Annotated in this window: 18 protein-coding genes; 15 read left to right on the top strand and 3 right to left on the bottom strand. The window is 37.7% G+C overall.

What is annotated here, in order from left to right; all coding sequences use genetic code 11:
- The first annotated feature begins 22 nt into the window (after positions 1-22).
- From ftsY to QU661_RS04695, 7 genes are all read left to right on the top strand, one after another.
- Positions 23-919: a signal recognition particle-docking protein FtsY gene (gene ftsY / locus QU661_RS04725; protein WP_304989117.1), complete on the top strand. Its 897-nt coding sequence runs from the start codon at positions 23-25 to the stop codon at positions 917-919.
- Positions 912-2,231 carry a ribosome biogenesis GTPase Der gene (gene der, locus QU661_RS04720; RefSeq protein ID WP_304989116.1) on the top strand — a complete coding sequence of 440 codons (1,320 nt, stop codon included), beginning with the start codon at positions 912-914 and terminating at the stop codon, positions 2,229-2,231. The genes ftsY and der overlap by 8 nt, the downstream gene beginning before the upstream one ends.
- Positions 2,231-4,201 carry a glycerol-3-phosphate 1-O-acyltransferase PlsY gene (gene plsY / locus QU661_RS04715; protein ID WP_304989115.1) on the top strand — a complete coding sequence of 657 codons (1,971 nt, stop codon included), beginning with the start codon at positions 2,231-2,233 and terminating at the stop codon, positions 4,199-4,201. Before der ends, plsY begins: the two co-directional genes overlap by 1 nt.
- A gap of 39 nt (positions 4,202-4,240) precedes the next feature.
- Positions 4,241-5,518: a tRNA (N6-isopentenyl adenosine(37)-C2)-methylthiotransferase MiaB gene (gene miaB / locus QU661_RS04710; protein WP_304989114.1), complete on the top strand. Its 1,278-nt coding sequence runs from the start codon at positions 4,241-4,243 to the stop codon at positions 5,516-5,518.
- 14 nt (positions 5,519-5,532) lie between these two features.
- Positions 5,533-6,270, top strand: coding sequence for a site-2 protease family protein (locus QU661_RS04705; RefSeq protein WP_304989113.1), 738 nt, complete (start codon positions 5,533-5,535; stop codon positions 6,268-6,270).
- Positions 6,271-6,432: 162 nt separating this feature from the next.
- Positions 6,433-8,958 carry an ATP-dependent chaperone ClpB gene (gene clpB / locus QU661_RS04700; protein WP_304989112.1) on the top strand — a complete coding sequence of 842 codons (2,526 nt, stop codon included), beginning with the start codon at positions 6,433-6,435 and terminating at the stop codon, positions 8,956-8,958.
- A gap of 303 nt (positions 8,959-9,261) precedes the next feature.
- Positions 9,262-10,059, top strand: a complete 798-nt coding sequence (locus QU661_RS04695) for a serine aminopeptidase domain-containing protein (RefSeq protein WP_304989111.1) — start codon at positions 9,262-9,264, stop codon at positions 10,057-10,059.
- Between the two features lie 53 nt (positions 10,060-10,112).
- Here QU661_RS04695 and QU661_RS04690 read toward each other — a convergent pair whose 3' ends face one another.
- Complete coding sequence (locus QU661_RS04690) at positions 10,113-10,772, bottom strand: GntR family transcriptional regulator (protein ID WP_304989110.1); 660 nt, start codon at positions 10,770-10,772, stop codon at positions 10,113-10,115.
- 124 nt (positions 10,773-10,896) lie between these two features.
- On the opposite strand from QU661_RS04690, the gene nth reads away from it, so the two are divergent.
- The 8 genes from nth to rnr all read left to right on the top strand — a co-directional run bounded on the left by nth (position 10,897) and on the right by rnr (position 20,580).
- Positions 10,897-11,562: an endonuclease III gene (gene nth / locus QU661_RS04685; RefSeq protein ID WP_304989109.1), complete on the top strand. Its 666-nt coding sequence runs from the start codon at positions 10,897-10,899 to the stop codon at positions 11,560-11,562.
- An 81-nt stretch (positions 11,563-11,643) separates the two neighbouring features.
- Complete coding sequence (gene trmL, locus QU661_RS04680) at positions 11,644-12,114, top strand: tRNA (uridine(34)/cytosine(34)/5-carboxymethylaminomethyluridine(34)-2'-O)-methyltransferase TrmL (RefSeq protein ID WP_304989108.1); 471 nt, start codon at positions 11,644-11,646, stop codon at positions 12,112-12,114.
- Positions 12,115-12,162: 48 nt separating this feature from the next.
- Positions 12,163-13,176, top strand: coding sequence for a type I glyceraldehyde-3-phosphate dehydrogenase (gap, locus tag QU661_RS04675; RefSeq protein WP_304989107.1), 1,014 nt, complete (start codon positions 12,163-12,165; stop codon positions 13,174-13,176).
- A 71-nt stretch (positions 13,177-13,247) separates the two neighbouring features.
- Positions 13,248-14,432, top strand: a complete 1,185-nt coding sequence (locus tag QU661_RS04670; RefSeq protein WP_304989106.1) for a phosphoglycerate kinase — start codon at positions 13,248-13,250, stop codon at positions 14,430-14,432.
- Positions 14,433-14,453: 21 nt separating this feature from the next.
- Entirely contained in the window at positions 14,454-15,215 is a 762-nt protein-coding gene (gene tpiA / locus QU661_RS04665; RefSeq protein ID WP_304989105.1) for a triose-phosphate isomerase, read from the top strand.
- 62 nt (positions 15,216-15,277) lie between these two features.
- Positions 15,278-16,558, top strand: a complete 1,281-nt coding sequence (eno, locus tag QU661_RS04660; RefSeq protein ID WP_304989104.1) for a phosphopyruvate hydratase — start codon at positions 15,278-15,280, stop codon at positions 16,556-16,558.
- Between the two features lie 19 nt (positions 16,559-16,577).
- Positions 16,578-18,551 (top strand): bifunctional 4-hydroxy-3-methylbut-2-enyl diphosphate reductase/30S ribosomal protein S1, encoded by a 1,974-nt coding sequence (locus QU661_RS04655; protein ID WP_304989103.1) that lies wholly within the window; start codon positions 16,578-16,580, stop codon positions 18,549-18,551.
- 64 nt (positions 18,552-18,615) lie between these two features.
- A complete protein-coding gene (rnr, locus tag QU661_RS04650) occupies positions 18,616-20,580 on the top strand; it encodes a ribonuclease R (RefSeq protein ID WP_304989102.1) in 1,965 nt (654 codons plus the stop codon).
- Positions 20,581-20,673: 93 nt separating this feature from the next.
- Here rnr and QU661_RS04645 read toward each other — a convergent pair whose 3' ends face one another.
- Positions 20,674-22,146: a TrkH family potassium uptake protein gene (locus QU661_RS04645; protein WP_304989101.1), complete on the bottom strand. Its 1,473-nt coding sequence runs from the start codon at positions 22,144-22,146 to the stop codon at positions 20,674-20,676.
- A gap of 12 nt (positions 22,147-22,158) precedes the next feature.
- On the bottom strand, positions 22,159-23,568 hold the full coding sequence (locus QU661_RS04640; protein WP_304989100.1) for a TrkH family potassium uptake protein: 1,410 nt from the start codon (positions 23,566-23,568) through the stop codon (positions 22,159-22,161).
- Positions 23,569-23,571: the final 3 nt, after the last annotated feature.

Here is a 23,571-nt window from a genome sequence, read left to right as displayed (position 1 = left end):
GCTCTAGCTGGAAAGGATAAAGATGGGACTTTTTAAGGATAAAAGCACATTCAAAAAATTTACAGAAAAGGTTACCAATGTAATCGTTGGCAACCCCAATATCGATGAGTCATTTTATGAGGAACTCGAGGAGTCACTCGTAATATCTGATATCGGTATTGAGACAACTGATAAGATAATGAATATGCTGAAGAAGCGTATTAACGCAAAGTATCTTACCAAGCCGGAAGATATTAAGAAGGCGCTTACAGATGTAATTGCTGAAATCGTTGATAAAGGCGAGCGCAACAAGATTTCGACAGATTATCCACTTGTGATTCTGATGATAGGTATTAATGGTGGAGGCAAGACTACATCTATCGGTAAACTTGCAAACCTCTTCAAAGAGCGCGGTCAGAGCGTTCTGCTTGCTGCTGCGGATACATTCCGTGCAGCAGCTGCAGATCAGCTTGTAGAATGGGGGAATCGCTCTGGTGTAAGGGTTATTCGTCATGATGAAGGGACAGATCCAGCTGCGGTTATATATGATGCCGTTCAGTCTGCAAAAGCAAATGATATAGATGTACTAATCTGCGATACCGCAGGCAGACTTCAGAATAAGACTAATCTTATGAAGGAACTTGAAAAGATGGATAGAATCATCAGCCGTGAGTATCCAGAGGCATCAAGAGAGACATTGATAGTACTCGACTCGACAACTGGTAAGAACGCAATCAGCCAGGCGAAGGAATTCTCTGAGATTGCTGATATCACGGGCATAGTGCTTACAAAGCTTGATGGCACCGCTAGAGGAGGAATTTCAATCACTGTAACTGACGAATACGATCTTCCAATTAAGTTTATCGGCGTTGGTGAAGGTATACATGACCTTAAAGAGTTTGACCCAAAGGAATTTGCAGGAGGTATTTTCGATGAGTAAACCTATACTTGCAGTCGTAGGTAGACCTAACGTTGGAAAATCCACATTCTTTAACAGAATAATCGGAGAGAGAAAGGCCATCGTTCAAGATACCCCAGGAGTTACACGAGACAGAATATATGCAGAGACTGAATGGAACGGTAGAGAGTTCGCTATTATTGATACAGGTGGAATAGAGGCAAATACTAGTGACGTAATCCTATCTCAGATGAGAGAACAGGCTGTGACCGCTATGGAGCTTGCAGATGTTATTGTCTTTATGGTAGATGGCAAAGAAGGACTAACTACGGCAGATCACGACGTTGCCAATATACTCAGGAGAACTGGCAAGGAGATTATACTTGTAGTCAACAAGGTCGATAATCCAAATAAGTTCGGTGATAATATCTATGATTTCTATGAGTTAGGATTAGGAGAGCCTATTGCAATCAGTTCTGTTAACATGCTCAATATTGGAGATCTTCTAGATGCCATAGTTGCGGGTTTTCCAGATGAAATATATGGTTATGAGGAATCGACTAAGATTGCAATCATTGGAAAACCAAATGTAGGAAAATCATCCCTAGTAAATGCACTTACCAGCGAGAAGCGTGTTATTGTTTCACCGATTGCCGGAACTACTCGTGACTCTATCGATACACCATTTACATATAAGGGTCGAGAATACACACTTATCGATACTGCGGGATTAAGACGTAAGAGCAAAATTAACGATTCAATTGAGCACTTCAGTGTTATAAGAGCCGTCACAGCTGTTGAACGATGCGATATATGTATTATGATGATAGATGCAGCAGAGGGACTGACTGAACAAGATAAGAAAATTCTTGGTCTTGCACATGAAGCGGGTAAAGGTCTAATGATAGTGGTTAATAAATGGGATCTCATTGCAAAGGAGACCAACACTATGAAAGACTATGAACGCACGCTCAGAGCGGATCTTCAGTTTGTATCCTATGCACCTATAATATTTACATCTGTGTTAGAGAAAAAGAGAATATTTGATATCATAGATAAGACTTCAAAGATTGAGGAAATTAGGTCGAGGAGAATAACGACAGGAAAGCTAAACAGCATTATAGAAGACGCTGTAATGATGAGACAGCCCCCTTCAGATAAGGGCAAACGTCTCAAGATTTATTATGCTAGTCAGATAGGTTCAAGACCACCACTATTTTCATTCAATATAAACTCACGTGAGCTCATGCATTTCTCTTATTCGAGATATCTTGAAAATAAGCTTCGTGAGGCTTATGACTTCGAAGGGACACCTATAAAGTTCCTATTTAATGAGAAAAAGGGAGATCAGTAATGAAATATTTACCGCTTATAATCATTGTAATTTTTGCATATCTTATCGGTAATATATCACCAGCAACTTTAATAGGTCGATTTTATGGGATTGACATCAAGAAGGTTGGAAGTGGAAATGCTGGAACAACTAATGTACTAAGGGTTCTGGGGACTAACGCAGCAGTCTGCACTTTGCTGATAGACGTGTTTAAAGGATTTATAGCAGTTTATATTGCGCAAGGAAGATTTAACAATATTGGAGCAATGCTTGCCTTTGCTTCTGTAGTTATTGGACATATCTATCCAATTATATTTAAATTCAGGGGTGGCAAAGGAGTTGCAACTTTTCTAGGGGCTGCGATGGCTTTAAATTGGCCAAGCATGTTTGCCGCGGCATTAATAGCCGTTGTTGTTGCAGTAGCATCAAAGAAGATGTCTCTTGGGTCAATAACTGCAGCGATGATATATCCATTTTTGATGCTTTATTACTATCCAAAAGGATTACCGATTGCAGTAGTGATGACATTTATTATTCTATTCACTCATCGTGGGAATATTAAGAGACTGATGAAGGGAGAAGAGAAGGAACTTAGCATCGGTTCAAAAATAAAAGAGAAACTAAGAGAGCAGCTAGATGAATCAGAGAATATTGATAAATCCATTAGTACCAAGAACCCTGATGTATATGGTGATAAAACCAATAATACCAAAAACTCCGATACATCTGATAAGTCTATAATCGGCAAAAATAGTTTAAAATTATCTGACGCCGACAACAAGCTTAAGCATGAAGAGTCTAAAGCTAAATTAAATGCGAATAGCGAAATCAATGCAGAAGAGCAAAACAGCTATAATAAAGATAATATAATGATTGCAGGTTCTAAAAACGAACTCGTCAATGAAGCAACTGCTATAGAGCACAATAAGATTGAGATTTCAGATGAACCCGTTGATTATTATATGGATGTTGAAGTTCCTCACCTTAAATCAGAAGATAAGAGGGTGGTATCTGTAATAGGTAATGGGAGCTTTGGTACTGCGATTGCTAATGTAATAGCACATAATGGACACCGTGTAACAATATACGGTCGTAATAAAGAAGACATAAATAATACGCGAGAAAGCAGGGTAAACGAAAAGTATTTACCAGGAGCTTTGCTCTATGACAAGATTAGATTCACATCTAACATCAGAACAGCTGTTGGAAAGAGAGATATAATTATATTTGCCATTCCTGCACAGCAATTTGGATCCTTCCTCGAGAAGAATGCAAAGTATATAGATAAGAATGCGATCATCGTTAACTTAGCTAAAGGAATAGAGAATAAATCTCTCAAGACTATGTCTCAAATTGCTAAGAAGTTTATTAAAAATAAGTATGTTGCAGTTTCTGGCCCTTCTCATGCGGAGGAAATTGTTCGTAATTATCCAACTACAGTGGTAGCGGCTTCTGAAGATGAGAAGGCTGCTAAAGAAATTCAAAACATAATGATGAGCAAAACATTTAGAGTTTATACCACTAACGATATTATTGGAGTTGAGCTTGGTGGTGCACTCAAAAATGTAATCGCCTTAGGTACGGGAATTACGGATGGAATGAATTTTGGTGACAATTCAAAAGCCGCACTTATGACCAGAGGAATTCACGAGATATCAAGACTCGGCGAAACTATGGGCGCAAATGGTGAGACCTTTTCCGGTCTTTCTGGAATTGGTGATTTGATGGTAACATGTTCATCTGATTTGTCTAGAAATAGAAGATGTGGGTTACTAATCGGCGGAGGAATGACACCAGAAGAAGCAGTAACGGAGATTAAGACTACTGTAGAAGGAATTTATACAGTTGAAGCAGCAAGTAAATTGGCAAAAAAACTAAAGGTTGATATGCCGATTACAAACGCTATTAAAGCAGTAATCGATGGAAAACTCAATCCACGAGATGCCGTTGAAATGCTTATGAATAGAGATAGAAAACAAGAGAACAAGTAATAGATGAAAAAATACCACATTATAACTTTCGGATGTCAAATGAATGAACATGATTCCGAGAACATCGCGGGAATGCTAGAAGGTATGGGATATGTTCTAGCAAATGACCCTTATGAAGCAGAAGTCGTCGTTCTTAATACGTGCAGTGTCCGTGAACATGCTGATAAGAGATTTTACGGAATGCTGGGTCAGTTTAAAAAAAGGCGTGATGAAAAAAAGGATACGAGAATTGTTTGCGTATGCGGATGTATGCCACAGCAACCGCGTGTCCAAGAAGAGATAAAAAAGAGCTTTTCATGGGTTGATGTAGTGTTCGGAACCCAGACGATTTGCAATTTTCCAAGGCTTCTAAACGACAGAATATCAACAGGTAAAAAGCAGTTTTCTATTACTGCTAATAATTCTATCGTACCAGACGAAAAGGATTCAAAGAGACTGCATAAGCACAAGGCACTAGTTAATATTACGTATGGATGTAACAACTTCTGCACATACTGTATAGTTCCATACACTCGTGGAAGAGAGAAGAGTCGCTCCCTGGATGATGTGGTTAATGAAGTAAAAGAGCTAGTTGCAGATGGTGTAATTGAAGTTATGCTTCTCGGACAAAATGTAAATTCATTTATTGATGACAAAGGGAATACTTTCCCTACTCTCGTAAGGGCAATCAATGACATAGAAGGCCTTGCGCGAATTAGGTTTATGACCTCCAATCCTAAAGACCTATCAGACGAATTGATAGACTGTTATAGAACGTGTGAAAGGCTTTGTAAGCACATACATCTGCCTGTCCAGTCAGGCAGTAGCTCAGTCTTAAAGCGCATGAACAGAAGATACGATAGAGAAAAATATATCGATATTATCAACAAGCTCAAAGCTACATGTCCAAATATTGCAATTACTACAGATATCATCGTAGGTTTTCCAGGGGAGACAGAGCAGGAGTTTGAGGACACATTATCACTAGTTGAATATGTTAAATATGATTCTGCCTTTACTTTTATTTACTCGCCACGAGAAGGTACGCCTGCTGCTGGATTTTCAGAGCAGATTCCATACGATGTTAAGCACGAGAGATTTGAACGATTAAATGAAGTTACAAACAAATATTCGCTGGAGATGAATAAACGACTTTCAGATAAAACCGTCAAAGTGCTTATTGATGGTTCTAGCCGCAAAGATGATAAATCATATTCAGGCAGGACAGATGGATTTAAACTCGTAAATGTTTCTTCAGGAAGAAACATAACCGGCCAACTTGTAGATGTTAAAATCACTGATTGTAAAACTTTCAGCATCGATGGTGTACTTGTATAAAATAGGATGATGATATGAAAGATAATTTTAAAAATTTACTTCGCTCCGGACCAGGAATTATATTAATTCTTTTATTGGTTACGAATTTCTTAGATGGAGGACTTAGAAATCCAAAGGAATACTTCTTTGACATGCTTCTTACCTTGCCGGGCATTATAGTAGGGCTTTCCTTTCACGAATTTGCACATGCTTTTGCATCTAATGCATTTGGTGATCCTACACCAAGGCTGCAGGGTAGATTAACTGTAAATCCTACAAAACATATTGATCCATTTGGATTCGCGGCACTGGTATTTTGTGGATTTGGTTGGGGGATTCCTGTTCAGATTGATAATCGTTACTATAAACATCCTAGATTAAATGAGTTTATAGTGTCTATCGCAGGCGTATCTATGAATTTTCTTATAGCGATAGTTTTCTCCTTTATAACGAGATTTTCGATTAATATGTGGGGCAAAGAAGTCATACTAGAAGATTCGTTGCAAGGGATAATAACAAAGATATTCCTATATGTTGTAATGGTTAATATAACACTGATGGTATTTAACCTTATTCCTGTACCGCCACTTGATGGATTTGGATTAGTTACAGAACTCTTTAATCTTCGCAAAACAAGCTGGTACAGTACGGTGTATCAGTATGGTGGCATCATATTACTGTTAATGCTACTATTCGGTCTTGTGAACAAGATACTTCATCCGTTAACTAGTGGTATTTACTCAGCTATACTCAATGGTATTATCTTGGCCTAATCTTCGTTCTATGAGGAATAAACTACAGAAATTAAAGAATAAGATTTACATCTTCACACAATCATCACGTTAATTATTAGCACTCGTCACAGACGAGTGCTAAATTATTACTGTAAGCAAATGTATTGTTTATAATAAAGTAATTAATTAAGGAGGAAGGCAATGAATATTGAAAAATATACTCAGAAAATGCAAGGTGCCATTCTCGATTCGCAAAGTATAGCTAATTCGTATGGACACCAGCAATTAGAAATTGCACATGTTCATTATGCAGTAATAAGTGACGGTGATGGTTTGATTCCTAAGCTTTTGGAGGCAATGAATGTTGATGTCAAGTCACTAAAAGCTGATTTGAAATCAAATCTTGAAAAGCTTCCAAAAGTAAGTGGCAGCTCCACTCAATTATATATGAGTTCTGAGCTTAACAACGTGCTTACTAAAGCCGAAAAAATTGCAAGTGATTTTAAGGATGATTATGTAAGTGTTGAGCATTTATATCTTGCAATTCTTGAGTCTAACAATCAAGAAGTTAATGGATTAATGAGCAAGTATGGTATTAACAAGGATGAATTTATGAAGGCTCTGACTATGGTTAGAGGAAATCAAAGAGTTACAAGTCAGAATCCTGAGGATACTTATGATGCTTTAAATAAATATGGTACAGATTTAGTAGATGCTGCAAGAAAAGGTAAACTCGACCCAGTTATAGGAAGAGATCTCGAGATTAGAAGAGCTATAGAGATTATTTCTAGAAGGACGAAAAATAATCCAGTTTTGATTGGTCAACCTGGAGTTGGTAAGACTGCTGTTGTAGAGGGACTCGCTCAGCGTATTGTAAATGGTGATGTTCCTGATGGACTCAAGGGAAAGACAATCTTCTCTCTTGATATGGGGTCGCTGATTGCTGGTGCTAAATATAGAGGTGAGTTTGAAGAACGTCTGAAGGCTGTTTTAAATGAAATAGATAAGTCAGATGGTAATATTATTCTCTTTATAGATGAGATTCATACTATCGTTGGTGCTGGAAAAACTGAAGGCTCGATGGATGCAGGAAATCTTCTCAAGCCAAAACTTGCTAGAGGTGAGCTGCACTGCATAGGTGCTACGACACTTGATGAGTACAGAAAATATATTGAGACAGATGCAGCGCTTGAAAGACGATTCCAAAAGGTTATGGTCGATGAACCATCTGTTGAGGATACCATTTCCATTTTAAGGGGGCTCAAAGAAAAGTTTGAGATACATCATGGTGTTAGAATCACTGATAATGCACTGATCGCGTGTGCAACATTATCTAATAGATACATAAGTGATAGGTATTTACCAGATAAGGCAATTGACTTGATGGACGAAGCAGCTGCTAGAATTAGAACTGAAATAGATAGTATGCCTTCGGATCTTGATCAGATATCTCGTAAAATCATGCAGCTTGAAATCGAGAAACAAGCACTTTCCAAAGAGGATGATAAGGCTAGCAAGAGTAGATTAGATGCAATTAGCGAAGAGCTAGCAAACCTTAAGACTGAGAATGACGAGCTCATGGCTAAATGGTCAAATGAGAAAAATATGATTCAAGAGCTTAAAAATAAGAAGCTCAAGCTAGATGAGCTACGCCATGAAATCGAGAGTGCGGAGCGTGAATATGATTTAGAGAAGCTTGCTAAGTTAAAGTATGGTGAGTTACCAGCTCTAGAAAAAGAGATTGAAGATTTAAAGAATAAGACAGAACAGGCAAATGAGAGCAGAATGCTCCGTGAAGAGGTTGGTGAAGAAGAAATTCAAGCAGTAATCTCCGAGTGGACAGGTATTCCGGTAAGTAAGCTCGCTGAATCTGAACGTGAAAAATTACTTCACCTAGAGGATATTCTTCATAAGAGGGTAATCGGTCAGGATGAAGGTGTAAGAGCTGTTTCAGAGGCAATTTTGAGGGCTCGTGCAGGGCTTAAGAATGAGAACCGTCCAGTTGGCTCATTTATATTCTTAGGACCTACTGGTGTAGGTAAGACGGAGCTCGCTAAGGCGCTTACAGAGACACTTTTTGACACTGAAAAGAATTTAATAAGAATTGACATGTCAGAATATATGGAGAAGCACACGGTCTCAAGATTAGTAGGATCTCCTCCAGGATATGTAGGATATGATGAAGGTGGACAGCTAACTGAAGCTGTAAGAAGAAAGCCATACAGTGTCATACTGTTTGACGAAATCGAGAAAGCTCATCCAGATGTATTTAATATACTTCTTCAATTGCTAGACGATGGAAGACTTACAGACAATCAGGGAAGGACAGTGGATTTTAAGAACACGATCATTATCATGACTTCTAATCTACCCGAATCTCAGCTTAAGACATTCTTTAGACCAGAGTTTCTCAATAGAATAGACGATATAGTAGTATTTAAATCGCTTACAGTTGAACAAATAGAAAAGATTGTCGATTTAATTATTGAATCACTCGTAAAAAGACTTGAAGAACGAGGCATAGGTCTTGAACTTACAGAAGACGCAAGGCATTTTATCGCTAAAGAATCTTATGATGAAGAATTTGGTGCAAGACCAGTTAAGAGGTATGTGCAGAAGAACATCGAAAATCAAATTGCAGAGATGATTATTTCAAACGAAGTAAACGATGGTCAAACTATTGAAATTACTATTTCAGATGATAGTCTAAAGTTTGATGTTCATTAAGCTAGTGCTACAAAAGTTCATATAAATTTATGCATAGAGATAGGTGTTTTATTTGCACCTATCTCTTATGTTATACTTTAATAAATCGGTGTTAATTCTGATGATCTACATTAAATTCACATATTTACTGGCATCGGAATAATTTAGTACACTTATAATGTTGTGAGGTAGACACATGGCAGAATATAGAGATATATATATAGACGTGCAGCAAATGGTGAAGGACAGGTTGTTTCGTTTAAATACACATGCGCAAATCCGCGTGCAATAGTTCAGATAGTTCACGACATAAGCGAACATAGTTTGCGTTATCAGGAACTAGCTATAGCGCTTAACGATTCTGGATTTTACGTATGTGGAAATGACCTAATAGGACATGGTATGAGCAAGCAGGGCCATCAAGGATGCTTTGGATTGAAGAAAAATTCATATGAGGGATTACTCGGTGACATAGATTCACTTTTCGACGAAGTCGTTTCTGAAGTTGGTGATGACATTCCGCGTATTTTAATTGGTGCTGGATTTGGAGCCATGCTTTGTGAACTATATACGATTAAGTATGGAAACATATCAATGATTATTTCTATGGAAAATCTTGAGATCCCAGCAGCTCTAAGTTTAATCAAGTTGAATGCTAATAATCATATAAAGAAAAAGGGATTTAACTCTGTATCTGAGAGTGTTCATAATACTATGTATCAGACGGGAAAACCATCAGGTGCACCACCTTATAACGAATTCTTCTGGTTAAGCAGTGATGAAGAAGAGGTAAGAAAATACGTAGACGATGAAGGCTGTGGTTTTATGCTCGCAGCATCTGCCTACAGAGAGATGATATATGTAATTGAACAACTGAAGGGAAAGGATGGCATAGTTAGGTTGCCAGATATTCCTATCTATATACTTGCAGGTGCGGAAGACCAGAGAGGAAACTGCGGAAATTCGGTAATGAGAATAGCTAATATGCTTAGCGCAAAAGGCCATAATGAGGTTTCGTACAAGTTATATAAGGATTGTTATCATGATATACTCCATGATGCATGTAAGAAACAGGTTATAAAAGATATATTGGGTTGGATAGAGCACAAGTTAAATAAATAGTTTAATTCAATTTCAATGCGATAGTATTATAAAATATCGCATTGAAATGTTATTTAGAATAAATGAGACATTCTACGAAGCTTGCTTTGCTTCATATGGTAGCCCATAGCAGTTTTACCAGCAGCTGCATTTTTTGTTTCGAAGGCTTCAAAAATATTCTTGTGCTCCTGTAGTATTGTCTTTAGATATTCATCAGAGAATGTTTTCGCAGGTGCCGAATGCTTAAGGTATGTTTGATAGGTCGATAGAGTAAGAAAAAGCATTCTGTTCTTCGTCCCTTTGTAGATTATATTGTGGAATGCAGAATTGAAATGAAAAACCTTATCGACATCATTTTTTAGAGTATAGAATTCCATAAATTCGATGTTTTCTTTAAGTGTACTTACTTCATCATCATTCATTCGCTCGATAGCCCATTCAACTGCTTGAACTTCAAACGTGCTCCTAAGATCAAATAGGTCTGAGATATCACGGCTAGATAGTCCGATTACGTATGCACCGCGATTAGGAATATTTTCAATGAGTCCATCTGATTCTAATTGTCTAAATGCCTCTCGCACAGGAGTTCTGCTAACGTTGAAACGCTTGCATATCGCCTGTTCAGTAAGCTTTGAATTAGCTGGTATCTTTCCGCTAAGAATGTCTTCCTGGACCTTCACGAAAAGACTGTTTGATAGAGACTGATTGCTCTCTAGTTCTGGATTAATTACCATATATGCCTCCTATGTTAGACCATTGCATGAGGTATACAATATATATAATGTATGTTATGTATACAATTATATTAAAAGTATGCATAAAGTCAATGATTAAAGATTAAATTATAAGGTTAAAAGTATGAATAAACTTAAAACGAAAAAATATTTTAAAACTGATGAAGAAGTAAAAGCTGTATTGGATAAATTAGAAGAAGAGTACCCAGATGCTGGTTGCGCACTTCACTATGACTCAATTTTTCATTTGCTTATAGCAGTTGTTTTATCTGCACAGACGACAGATGCTAGTGTAAATAAGATAACACCCAATTTGTTTAGCACATATGAGTATCCAAGCCAGTTAGCAACCGCAAATAGTAAAGATGTGGAGGCCTTGATTAAAACTCTCGGTCTATATAAAAATAAAGCAAAAAGCCTTGTAGGAATAGGCAAAATGCTTTGTGATCTATATGATGGGGAGGTTCCTCGTGATTTTTCGGAACTTCAGAAACTTCCAGGAGTGGGACGTAAGACAGCAAATGTAGTAATGTCTGTTGGATTTGGGGAACCCCATATAGCTGTTGATACTCATGTGTTCCGGGTATCTAATCGAATTGGTCTAGTTGATGAGGATGATGTTTTAAAAACTGAAAAGGCACTTATGAAAGTCATTCCGAAGAACAGATGGTCACATATGCATCATGTATTAATCTTTCATGGAAGAAGGTGTTGCACTGCCAGAAATCCTAAATGTCATGAATGCTGTATAAAGAATGTGTGTAAGTATAATCAAAATAATCAAAAATAAATTTAGGATTGCATTATTGAAAATACAACATCTAACTGATATTATATTTTTGTTGAAAGTTTTAGTTTTAAGGAGATAAAATTGTTGCTACATGTAGTCTTAGTTGAACCAGAAATACCACAGAATACTGGTAATATCGCAAGAACTTGCGCAGCAACCAATACTACGCTTCATCTAGTGAAACCACTTGGTTTTAATATTGATGATAAATCAGTTAGAAGAGCTGGACTTGATTACTGGAAATACGTAGATTTAATCGTTCACGACAGTTTAGATAAATTTCTCTTCGAATATGGAAATGCGAGACTATTTCTTGCTACCACTCATGGTGAGAATTGCTACACTGATTTTGAATATGAAGATGGAGACATGTTCTTATTTGGAAGAGAGACAAGAGGTCTTCCAAAGGAGCTGATTAGCAGATATAATGACACTGCTATCAGAATACCTATGAGTGAGAACACAAGGCTTAGATCTCTTAATCTTGCTAATTCAGTCAATATTGTTTTATTTGAGGCTCTCCGTCAAAACGGATTCCCCGGGCTTCTATAATAGTATTTTATGTAATGGCTATCTTTTTCGAATGTTAAGGAGGAAAAAATGATTAAAGTCGGTATTAGCGGATTCGGAAGAATTTCAAGGGTTGTTATGAGAGCTGCTCTTGATATGGAAGATATCGAAATTGTAGGTATTAACTGGCGTAACTCCGATCTGGATTATATCGTCTATATGCTTAAATACGATTCTACGTTCGGCAGATTCCCAGGAACTGTTGAGAAGTATGAAGATGGAATCGTTGTAAATGGCAAGAAGATTCCAGTATTTATGGAAGATGATGCTAAGAATATTCCTTGGGCTAAGTGCGGAGCTGAATATATAGTTGAAGGTACAGGTGCTTATAACACAACGGAGAAGGCTCAGGCGCATCTTGATGCTGGTGCTAAGAAAGTAATTATTTCTGCTCCTGCCAAGGACAAGGCAACACCCACATATGTATATGGTGTTAATCATGATGAATACGACAGTAAGTTTAATGTTGTTTCTAATGCATCTTGTACTACAAACTGCCTGGCACCTCTCTGCAAGGTTATCAATGATAACTGGGGAATTGATCAGGGGCTGATGTCAACTATCCATGCGGCGACAGCTAAGCAGAAAGTGGTTGATGCAAGATCTATGAAGGATTGGAGAACTGGGAGATCTGTATTTAACAATATAATTCCTACAACGACAGGTGCTGCAAAGGCTGTATCTCTTGTAATTCCAGAATTGGAAGGAAGACTAACTGGCAAAGCTTATCGTGTACCGACAGCTAATGTATCGGTTATCGATTTAAATCTTATCCTTAAGAACTCAGCATCTTACGATGATATTTGCGCTAAGGTAAAAGAAGCTTCTGAAAATGAGTTCAAGGGAATCATTGAATTCGTTGATGATGAAGTGGTTTCCTGTGATTTCATTGGAGATCCTTGCACCTGCATATTCGATACAAGAGAAGGAATCGAGTTAAATGACAAGTTCTTCAAGTTTATTATGTTCTATGATAATGAGTATGGATATAGCGTACAGCTTTTAAGACTCATTCAGCACATGGGAAAAGTTGATAATAAATAAGAATTATAGCTATATGATGCCGTGCACTCTGCGCGGCATATCGTTTATTTTGTACAAGTGAGGTACACGACATGAAGAAGACGATTAGGGATATTGACTGGACTGATAAAACTGCGGTTGTAAGATGTGACTTCAATGTTCCTCTTGTAAATGGTAGAATTAGTGATGATACTAGAATTGTTGCTGCATTACCTACGATAAAGTATCTACGTGATCATGGCGCAAAAGTTGTGATTTTATCGCATCTTGGTAGACCAAAAGGTGAGCCTAATCAGGAATTCTCGCTCTCTTCAGTAGCAGAAAGGCTTAGTGAGAGACTTGAAGCTCATGTTAATTTCATAAAATCTGATTCAGTGGTGGACGAAAAGGTTTTCGAAGAAGTGAAAAATCTTTCTCCTTCTGAAGTTGCACTTCTTGAAAATGTAAGATATAGAAATGAAGAAACGAAAAATGATCCTGGTTTTGCACGAGAGCTTGCATCTCTCGGTGATGTGTTTGTACAGGATGCATTTGGAACAGCGCATAGAGCGCATGCTTCAACAACAGGTATTGCGGATTATATTCCTGCGGTGTCAGGATTCTTGATTGAGAAGGAACTGAAATTTTTAGGTGCTGCAATTGAAAAGCCAGAGAGACCACTAGCTGCAATAATGGGTGGTGCAAAAGTAAAAGATAAAATCCCGGTTATAATTAACTTATTAGATAAGATAGATTACTTATTTATAGGCGGAGGGATGGTTTATACATTCTTAAAAGCTGAAGGCTATAGCATTGGAAAATCTCTTTTCGATGAAGAAGGCTTTGAACTTATAGACAAGATAAAGGCAGAAGCTGGTGCAAAGGGAGTAAAGCTTGTACTACCAGTAGATGTGGTAGCAGCTAAAGAGTTTTCAAATGAATCTGAGCATGAAGTTTGCAGTGTTTCGGAGATTCCTGATGATATGATGGGGATGGATATTGGACCAAAATCTGAGCAGTTATACTGCAGCGAACTTGAGAAGTGCAAGACTATTGTTTGGAATGGACCGATGGGAGTTTTTGAGATGCCAACTTTTGCCTCTGGAACAAGAGCTATTGCAGAATGCTTAGCATCAATTAATGCTACTACAATAATCGGTGGTGGAGATTCAGCTGCAGCAGTTACTTCTTTTGGATTAGCTGATAAGATGACGCATATTTCCACAGGAGGTGGAGCAAGTCTCGAATTCCTAGAGGGAAAAAAGCTTCCTGGAATAGCTTGCTTAAGTGATAAATAAAAAAAGAGGTAGGATGTTTAGATGAAAAAATTTTTAATTGCTGGTAATTGGAAGATGAATAAATCAATTGCTGAAGCAAAAAGCTTTGCTAATCAATTAAAAGGCGAGAATATTGCACATCCAGAACAATTAGCAATCATTGCACCATTTACACAGCTTGAAACACTCAAGAGGGCATTTGATGGTACTGGTATAAAGGTAGGTGCACAGAATGTTCATTTTGAGAAGAGTGGTGCTTACACGGGAGAAATCTCCGTACCTATGCTAAAGGAACTTGACATAGACGTTTGTATAGTGGGACATTCTGAAAGAAGAGAATATTTTGCTGAGACAGATAGTACGGTAAATAGAAAACTTAAAGCGCTTTTAACCGAAGAAATCACACCTATTTTATGCGTTGGTGAAAGTCTTGAGATTAGGGATGCTGGTAATGCAATGCTGTTTGTTAGTAGCCAGATCACTGAAGATTTAGATGGATTCACACCAGCGGAGGTAGAACAGATTGTTATAGCATATGAACCAATTTGGGCAATAGGCACAGGTAAGACGGCGAATCCAGATCAGGCAGAAGAGATGTGTGGATTTATCAGAGGAATGGTAGAGGGTATGTACGGAAGGGAAACTGCTGAAGCAATAATAATTCAGTATGGAGGTAGTATGAAGCCTTCAAATGCCGATGAACTTCTAAAAAAGCCTGATATTAACGGAGGATTGATAGGAGGCGCAAGCCTTGAGGTTGGTACATTTATGGAAATTGCAAATGCAGCTTTCAAACTACAATAATTACAGATAAATATTATGCGAATAATATTGTATTGAATTTATTTTCAAACGGAGGGTATGGTATGTCATCTAAAATCACAAATGTAATTGGCAGAGAAATTCTTGATTCAAGAGGAAATCCTACAGTAGAAGCTGAGGTATGGCTAGAAGATGGGACTGTTGCAGTTGGAGATACACCAAGTGGTGCATCAACAGGCATATATGAAGCTCTTGAGCTTAGAGATGGTGATAAATCTCGATATGGTGGCAAGGGCGTTTCTAAAGCGGTATATCACGTTAACAATGAGATTAAAACTTTACTTCTTGGCAAGGATGCTCAGGATATATATACATTAGAGAAACTGATGATTGATGCAGATGGAACAAAAGAAAAAAGTAATTTTGGAGCTAATGCTATTCTTGCAGTTTCGCTTGCTTGCTCTAAGGCGGCAGCTAAATCATTAGGTATTCCGCTATTTAAATTTTTCGGCGGCATTAATGCCAATACACTACCTGTTCCAATGATGAATATCCTAAATGGAGGAGAGCACGCATCAAATACAGTAGATGTACAGGAATTCATGATTATGCCTGTAGGCGCCCCTTCCTTCAGAGAATGCTTAAGATGGTGTGCTGAAGTATATCACCAATTAGGTAAAGATCTAAAAAAGGCAGGATATTCAGTAGGAATTGGTGATGAAGGTGGATTTGCTCCAGATCTTAAAGATGAATTTGAAGTGCTAGACTATATTTTAGCAGCTATCAAGAATGCTGGTTATAAACCAGGCGATGATTTTGTCATCGCAATTGATGCTGCGGCAAGCGGCTGGAAGACTGACAAGACCGGGTTCTATAAGATGCCAAAGTCAGGCAGAGAGTTCAGCGCAGCAGAACTAGTTCAAAACTGGGCTGAATTCTGTGACAAGTACCCAATTGCTTCCATCGAGGATGGAATGGATGAAGATGATTGGGATGGTTGGAAGCTTATGACAGAGAAGCTTGGAAACAAGGTTCAGATTGTTGGTGACGATCTATTTGTTACAAATCCAGAAAAATTGGCAAAGGGAATTGAGTTAGGCTGTGCGAATACAATTTTAATTAAACTTAACCAGATTGGAAGCATCTCTGAGACACTAGAGGCGATTGAGCTTGCTAAAAAGAACGGATACAATGCTATCGTTTCGCACAGATCTGGTGAGACTGAAGATACTACTATTGCCGATTTGGTAGTTGGTATCAATGCTAGACAGATTAAAACTGGAGCGCCTGCGCGTACAGATAGAGTTGCTAAATATAATCAGCTTCTAAGAATTGAAGATGGACTTGGCGCTGGTGCTAAATTCCCTGGGAAAAAGTGTTTCTAAGAGCAGGTAAGGGGGATAATTGGAAATAATAAGAGCTGATCATTCTGGGTTTTGTTTTGGCGTAGAGAAAGCCATTGATAAGACCTTTGAACAAATAGATAGAGCTAAAAAAGATTGCCGCACTACATACACGTGCGGCAATCTAATTCATAATAGCGCTGTCATTGACAAAGTTGCATCTATGGGAGTAAAAACGATTTCATCTCTCGATGAAGCAAAAGAAGGTGATGTGGTAATTGTACGTTCTCATGGGGAACCAAAGGAATTTTACGATCAGGCAGAATTAAAGAATATAGAGTTAATAGACACTACTTGCGTATTCGTTACTAAGATTCATAATTTGGTTTTATCGGCTCATAAAGACGGTAGACCAGTCATAATCATTGGGAGTGCAAATCATCAAGAAGTTAAGGCTACTAATGGCTGGTGTGATTACGCAGGTATAATTCTCGAGAACGAAGAAAAGGCAGAGCAATTCGTCAATAATTTTAATTCTGACAAAATCCCTTTGATAGTATGTCAGACAACAATAAAAAGAGAACTACTGGATTCAATACTTCGCGTTTTCGATGAAAAATCTTTTAAATATGAGATAAAAAATACCATCTGCAATGCGACTAGAGATCGACAAGAGAGCTGTGCAAAACTATCTGAAAAAGTAGACGTTATGGTTGTTATTGGAGACCCTAATAGCTCAAATTCAAAAAAACTATATGAAATAGCAAAAAAAACCTGTAAAAATGCATTATTTATACAGGACATTTCAGATTTAGAGTTGAAAGAACTGGGCAATTATAATAAAATAGGGATAACTGCGGGTGCTTCAACACCCGAATGGATTATTAAGGAGGTTATTGCTAGTATGAGCGAAAATGTCACAGCTAATGTGGATCATAATCCAATGTTGGATTATATGGATGACATTGAGAATTCTTTACGTCTACCAAGACCTGGAGAAATTGTTGATGGAACTGTGCATCAGGTAATGGATAACGAGGTAATCGTTAACATTGGATGCAAGAAGGATGGAATTCTTTTGGAGAATGAGGTATCTCTGGAGCCAGGACAGACTCTAGCTGACTTATTCAAGGAAGGTGATGAAATCCAGGCCAAGGTAATGAAGTCAGATGATGGAGAGGGTGGAATTCTTCTTTCCAAGAAGAGACTCGAGATGAATGAGAACTTCAAGGAACTTGCTGCCGCACAGACTAATAAGGAAATCATTTCAGTTAAGCTAGTTAAATCTGTTAACAGCGGAGTAATTGCAGCATACAAGGAGATTTCAGGATTTATTCCTCTTTCTCAGCTATCTGATAGATATGTTGAAAATGCCGACGAATTCCTAGGACAGACAGTAGATGTTGAGGTTATCAAGGTTGACAACAAGCGTAACAGAGCAGTTTTCTCAAGAAAGGCTGTACTAGTTGACGAAAAGCGTAAGCAGGTAGCAGAGATTTGGGCAAACCTAAATGTTGGCGATGTTGTTGAGGGTAAAGTAATGAGATTCACTGACTACGGTGCATTCGTAGACATCGGTGGTGTTGACGGACTTCTTCACATCTCTGAAATTTCTTGGGGTAAACTTAAGCATCCTAAGGAGGTTCTTAATATCGGAGACATTATCAACGTTAAGATTCTTGCATTAAATGAAGAGAAAGGAAAGATTTCACTCGGTCTAAAGCAGACTCAGCCTGAACCATGGTCATTAGTTGGTTCCAAGTATGAGATTGGACAGATTATCGAAGGTAAAGTAGTTCAGATTAAAGACTATGGCGCATTTGTTGAGCTAGAAGCTGGTCTTGATGGGCTAGTCCATATTTCTGAGATTGCTAACAGAAGAGTTGAGAATGTTTCTGACGAGTTAGAGCTTGGAGATTCGATAACTGCTAAGATTATGGAAATCGATGCAGATAGAAAGAGAATCAGTCTAAGCATTAAGGCATTGCTTGGTGATGAAGAAACTGAAACTGAAGCTGAAGCAACAGAAGAATAAATAATAAATAGATTGTCATGGCCGACTTTTGTCGGCCTATTTTTATATTTACAAGCAGGGTGAGATGTCTAGAAAAAGAAAGATAACAAAGCCAAAAAGAAGCACTAGGAAATATGTGATAGTAGAAGGTAAGCTCATGAAGAACAAGCGTGGGTTTGGTTTCGTGTGTCCTAATAATGGGGATGATGTATTTGTATCTGGTAGGGATATGAATGGTGCTATGAATGGAGATATCGTGCGAGTGAAAGCACGTGAAAATAACAGACGGCGCGGAGCTTTTGAAGGCAATATAATTAAAATCATAGAGCGCAGCTGTCAGTATGTTGTCGGACATTTAATTATGGAACGTGGCTTATATCTTGTATATCCGATTAATAATAACAAAGACTACATAATGATATCTAAAAAGAATATTGGCTCAGCAAAAACTGGAGATGTAGTTAAAGCAAAGATTATTAGATATCCTAAAGGTGATTATATTGCTGAAGGTAGGATTAAAACTGTAGTAGCTATGGCAGGAGATAGAGATGCATTTATTTTGAGTCAAATGGCTGATTATGGCGTAAAACCTCATTTTTTTAATCGAGTCATTAACGAAGCTGATGCGGTAGCTAATAAAGTTAAAATTGCTCCTTCTCTTGGACGTAAGGACTATAGAGAACTCATGACTGTAACTATTGATGGGGCTGATTCAAAGGATTTTGACGATGCTATAAGCGTTAGCCAGCTGGATAGTGGAAACTATGAATTGCTCGTACATATCGCAGACGTTGCAGAATATGTTCGTGTAGGTAGTATGCTTGATAAAGAAGCTTTAAATCGAGGAAATAGTGTATATTTACCAGACCGAGTTTTACCTATGCTTCCTGAACGTCTTTCAAATGGTGAGTGCAGTTTAAATCCTAGGGTCGAAAGACTTACACTTACCTGTGCAATGGAAATTGACGATGAGGGGCACGTTGTAAATTACGATATTTGCGAATCTATAATAGAGTCTAACTATAGACTTATATATGATGATGTATCGAATATGCTAGAGGATCATGATGAAGATTTAATCAGAAAGTATAGCGATGTGTTTCCGATGCTTAGTGATGCATTTGATTTATATTATGTCCTATCTAGAAGACGTAAACGTGACGGAAGTCTGGAATTTGATTTGCCTGAATCAAAGATAATCCTAAATGATGATGGTGAGCCGACAGATGTTGTGCTGTCTGAGCGCAGAGTAGCAAATCGCATGATAGAGGAATTTATGCTCGTAGCCAACAAGACTGTTGCAGAGCACTATTTCTGGGCAAAAGTGCCATTTGCTTACAGAGTTCACGAGAAGCCTGATGCGCTTAAAATGATGGAGCTAAAAGAAGTTTTGATGAACCTAGGCTTTTGCCTCAATGGAAAATCAGATTCGATAAAGACAAAAGAGTTAAGCAATATTCTATGTATGCTTGATGGCAAGCCAGAAGAAGCTCTAGTAAGTCGAGTGATGATTAGAACAATGCAGAAGGCATATTATTCACCGGAATGCTTAGGACATTACGGACTTGCGTTTAAGTACTATTGTCATTTTACATCACCAATAAGAAGATATGCTGATTTACTAGTACATAGAACAATTAAGAATCAAATTCATTTAGGTGAATTTTTTTCTATTGACAGAGAGTATAATTCGTTCTTGGATTATGCTTGTAAACATGTATCAGTGACAGAGCGAAAGGCTATGGAACTGGAGAGAAAGATCACAAAGCACTATCAAGTTATCTATATGCGTAATCATATTGGCAGAGAGTTCAATGGTGTCGTAAGCGGTGTAAAATCTCACGGTATTTATGTTGAGCTAGACAATACTATAGAAGGATTTATAAATATCAATTTACTTGGCAATAGATATATCCTTGATGAAAAGACTTACTCTGCTATTGATGAGGTTAGTGGTAGAGTAATTACCCTCGGTCAGCCTGTTAAGATAATAGTAATAGATGCTAGTCTAGAAGACGGATATATTAATTTTGATCTCGTTGGGCAGTGATATTACTGAACACTAAAAGAGTTGATGCTAAAAAATAAGCTTAAGATCAGGATGAGATACATAGAACTCATTCTTATCTGAAGCATTTTATTTTTACAAAAATTCGTTATCATTCTTCCAGAAGTTTTTGAAGAATACGAGTAAAACAGGGTAGATTTCAAGTCTTCCAGCAAGCATCAGAAACATCATTACTATCTTGGACAATATAGAGTAGTCGTCAATAATCCCATTTGTTGCGGTTTGATTAATATAAGTACCAGTATTAGTCAGCATTGCAAGAGAAGTGTTTAGAGCGCTATTAAGATCAAGATCAATAGATAATATTAACGTCCCAAACAGATACGTTACAACAAACATTACAATGTACAAATTACAACGGAGCAGTGTGTTGAGTTTAAGCGGTGTTCCTGAATATTTAATGGGTCTGATGGCATTCTTATGAATGTGGTGATAAAGCGTTCTTGAAGCCGTTTTAACGGCAATTATAGTTCTTGCAGCTTTTATTCCACCACCAGAAGATATCGCGCATGCCCCGATAAACATTTGAACTAATATAATTGCACAAGCCGCCCCTGGCCATCGGCTAGTGTCGGTAATTTGATATCCTGCAGTAGTAAAATAAGAAATAACCTGCATGAGTACATTACCGAATTCCTTGAGCAATGAAAGACCTCTATTATAAGTGATATACAATATTGCCGTAATAAAACCAGCAGTTATAATAATTCTTCCAGAGTGGAATTTTAATTCTGGTTCCTCAGATAGTTCCTTGAATTTTTTCATAGTTGCTAATAATAGAATAGAAAAGTTGAGTGAACTTATGAATGCGAAAATTGTTATTATTATCTTTACAGCTATTCCATAACCAACAATATTACCGTTATTTAAATTCATTAAACCGGCAGTACTGATGTTGCTCAGGGAAGTAATTAGGGAATCACTTTTCTTCAGACCCGAGATTCTAAGCAGAACATACTGAATTGCTGTCAGAGAGATATATATTGCCAGAGCTCTTCGATAAGTCTTTCTGAAAGTGGTATTTATTTTCATAAATCCAGGACCAGCTATCTCTGTGATGACAAGAGATCTTCCTACAAACTGCCATGTAGGTAGGAAGTTTAAAGCAATAACAATAATTCCGAGTGCGCCCATCCAGTTACACGAAGCGCGTAACATTTGAAGACCAACAGGCATAACATCAGAGTTTACGACCGAAGTACCAGTAGTTGTCCAAGATGCAACCGCTTCATACAAAGAATCTATATAAGATAAGTTAAGACTGCTGAGGTAGAAGGAAATCGATGTTATGAAGATCATAGTGAGCCATGTAAAAATAGTCGTCATAAAGCATATTCTCGAATTCATACGATTTACATCATAGTAAAACACTTTCTGACCTATAAAGCCTATAATTAATGTTGATATTGATATCGTCCCAATATGAGCTAGTTCGTTATAATCCTGATATCTAATGCATAACAAAACAGCTGGGACCGTGAAAGCCCCAAATATCATTAGGGAGGCAAACACTATATGAAGAACAAATCTCTTTTCTTTACTAACCATTTGATATCCTCTTTAAACTCTATGTCTATTCCAGTAATGCCTGGAGAACATAATTAGGAAAGTGCTCAGCTCAAGTCTGCCGATTATCATTATTAGCGCAAGCACAAATGTTGAAAAGTCGGAATAGAAATGGAAATTTTCTATCGGACCTACCTTAGCTAATCCCGGACCAACGTTGCTTATACAAGATAAAACAGCAGTAAAATCTGTAACTAAATCTGCGTTGGATCGAAGAGAAACCAAAATTGTTCCAATGCCAAGCGTCATCAGAAATGTAATGACAAATGATAGCATGTACATCATAACCTCACCGGAGATCTTTGTGCCATTATATTTAACATCGTCAATAATATTGTCATGAAGTCTAACCCTAACTTCACGCTTAAACATCTTAAATACAGACAGCACACGTATAATTTTTATTCCGCCAGCCGTTGATGAACTCATTGCTCCTGTAAACATAACTAGTATCAAGACCATCTTACAAAAAGCTGGCCAAAGGTTGAAATCAATAGTTGCATATCCAGTAGTGGATATCATCGTTGCAACTTGAAAAGCTGCATCAGTAATTGCTTTAAATGTGCTCTTATATCCTCCTTGGGAGAAAAGCGAAATTGTAATAAGCGATGTAGATATTACCAAAATCGCAACATAAAGTCTCAATTCTTCATCAGCAAGGGCAGTCTTAATCTTGCCACCAATCATCGTAAAAAAGAGATTGAAGTTCGTACCTGCGATAATCATGAATATCGTAATAATCCATGTAATGTAATAGCTATGGAAGTGAGCAATACTATCGTTATATATACCAAAACCACCAGTAGCCATAGTTGAGAAAGAGTGAGCAACAGCATCAAACATATTCATACCACCAAAAAGCAACAGAGCTATTAGAATAACGGTAAGTATAACGTACGCTATATAAAGATTTCTAGCCGTATCAGTGAACCTAGAAGTCAGTTTCGTCACGGTTGGACCAGGAGTTTCTGCACTTGCAACATTTTGAGCTTTTACTCCTAAGTTAGGTACGAGTGCAACCATTAAAACGATAATTCCCATGCCACCAAGCCACTGGGTTTCCGAACGCCAAAGTAACATCGATTTTGGCAGAGCTTCAACATCTGTGAGTATAGTGGCTCCAGTTGTTGAGAAGCCAGAGCACATTTCAAAAAATGCATCGAATACATTTGGAATAGACCCCTGTATTACGAAAGGTATTGCTGCCAAAACAGAGGACATAATCCACGCAAAGGAAACGATGAAATAGCTATCCGTATAGCGAAGAGACTCTACCTGCTCATCTCTACCTAGAATGCTAGTTGTGATAATACCTAAACCAATAGAAATTGTGCATGCTATAGTAAAAGCAACGACAGAGTTATATTCTTTGTAAATCACCGCGACAAATAGAGGTAGCATCATGCT

Origin of the sequence: Mogibacterium neglectum (assembly GCF_030644205.1) — a bacterium.
In the GTDB taxonomy this organism is placed as follows: domain Bacteria; phylum Bacillota; class Clostridia; order Peptostreptococcales; family Anaerovoracaceae; genus Mogibacterium; species Mogibacterium neglectum.
The sequence above is the reverse complement of the archived record's forward strand: the minus strand, read 5'-3'. Positions and strand labels throughout refer to the sequence as shown.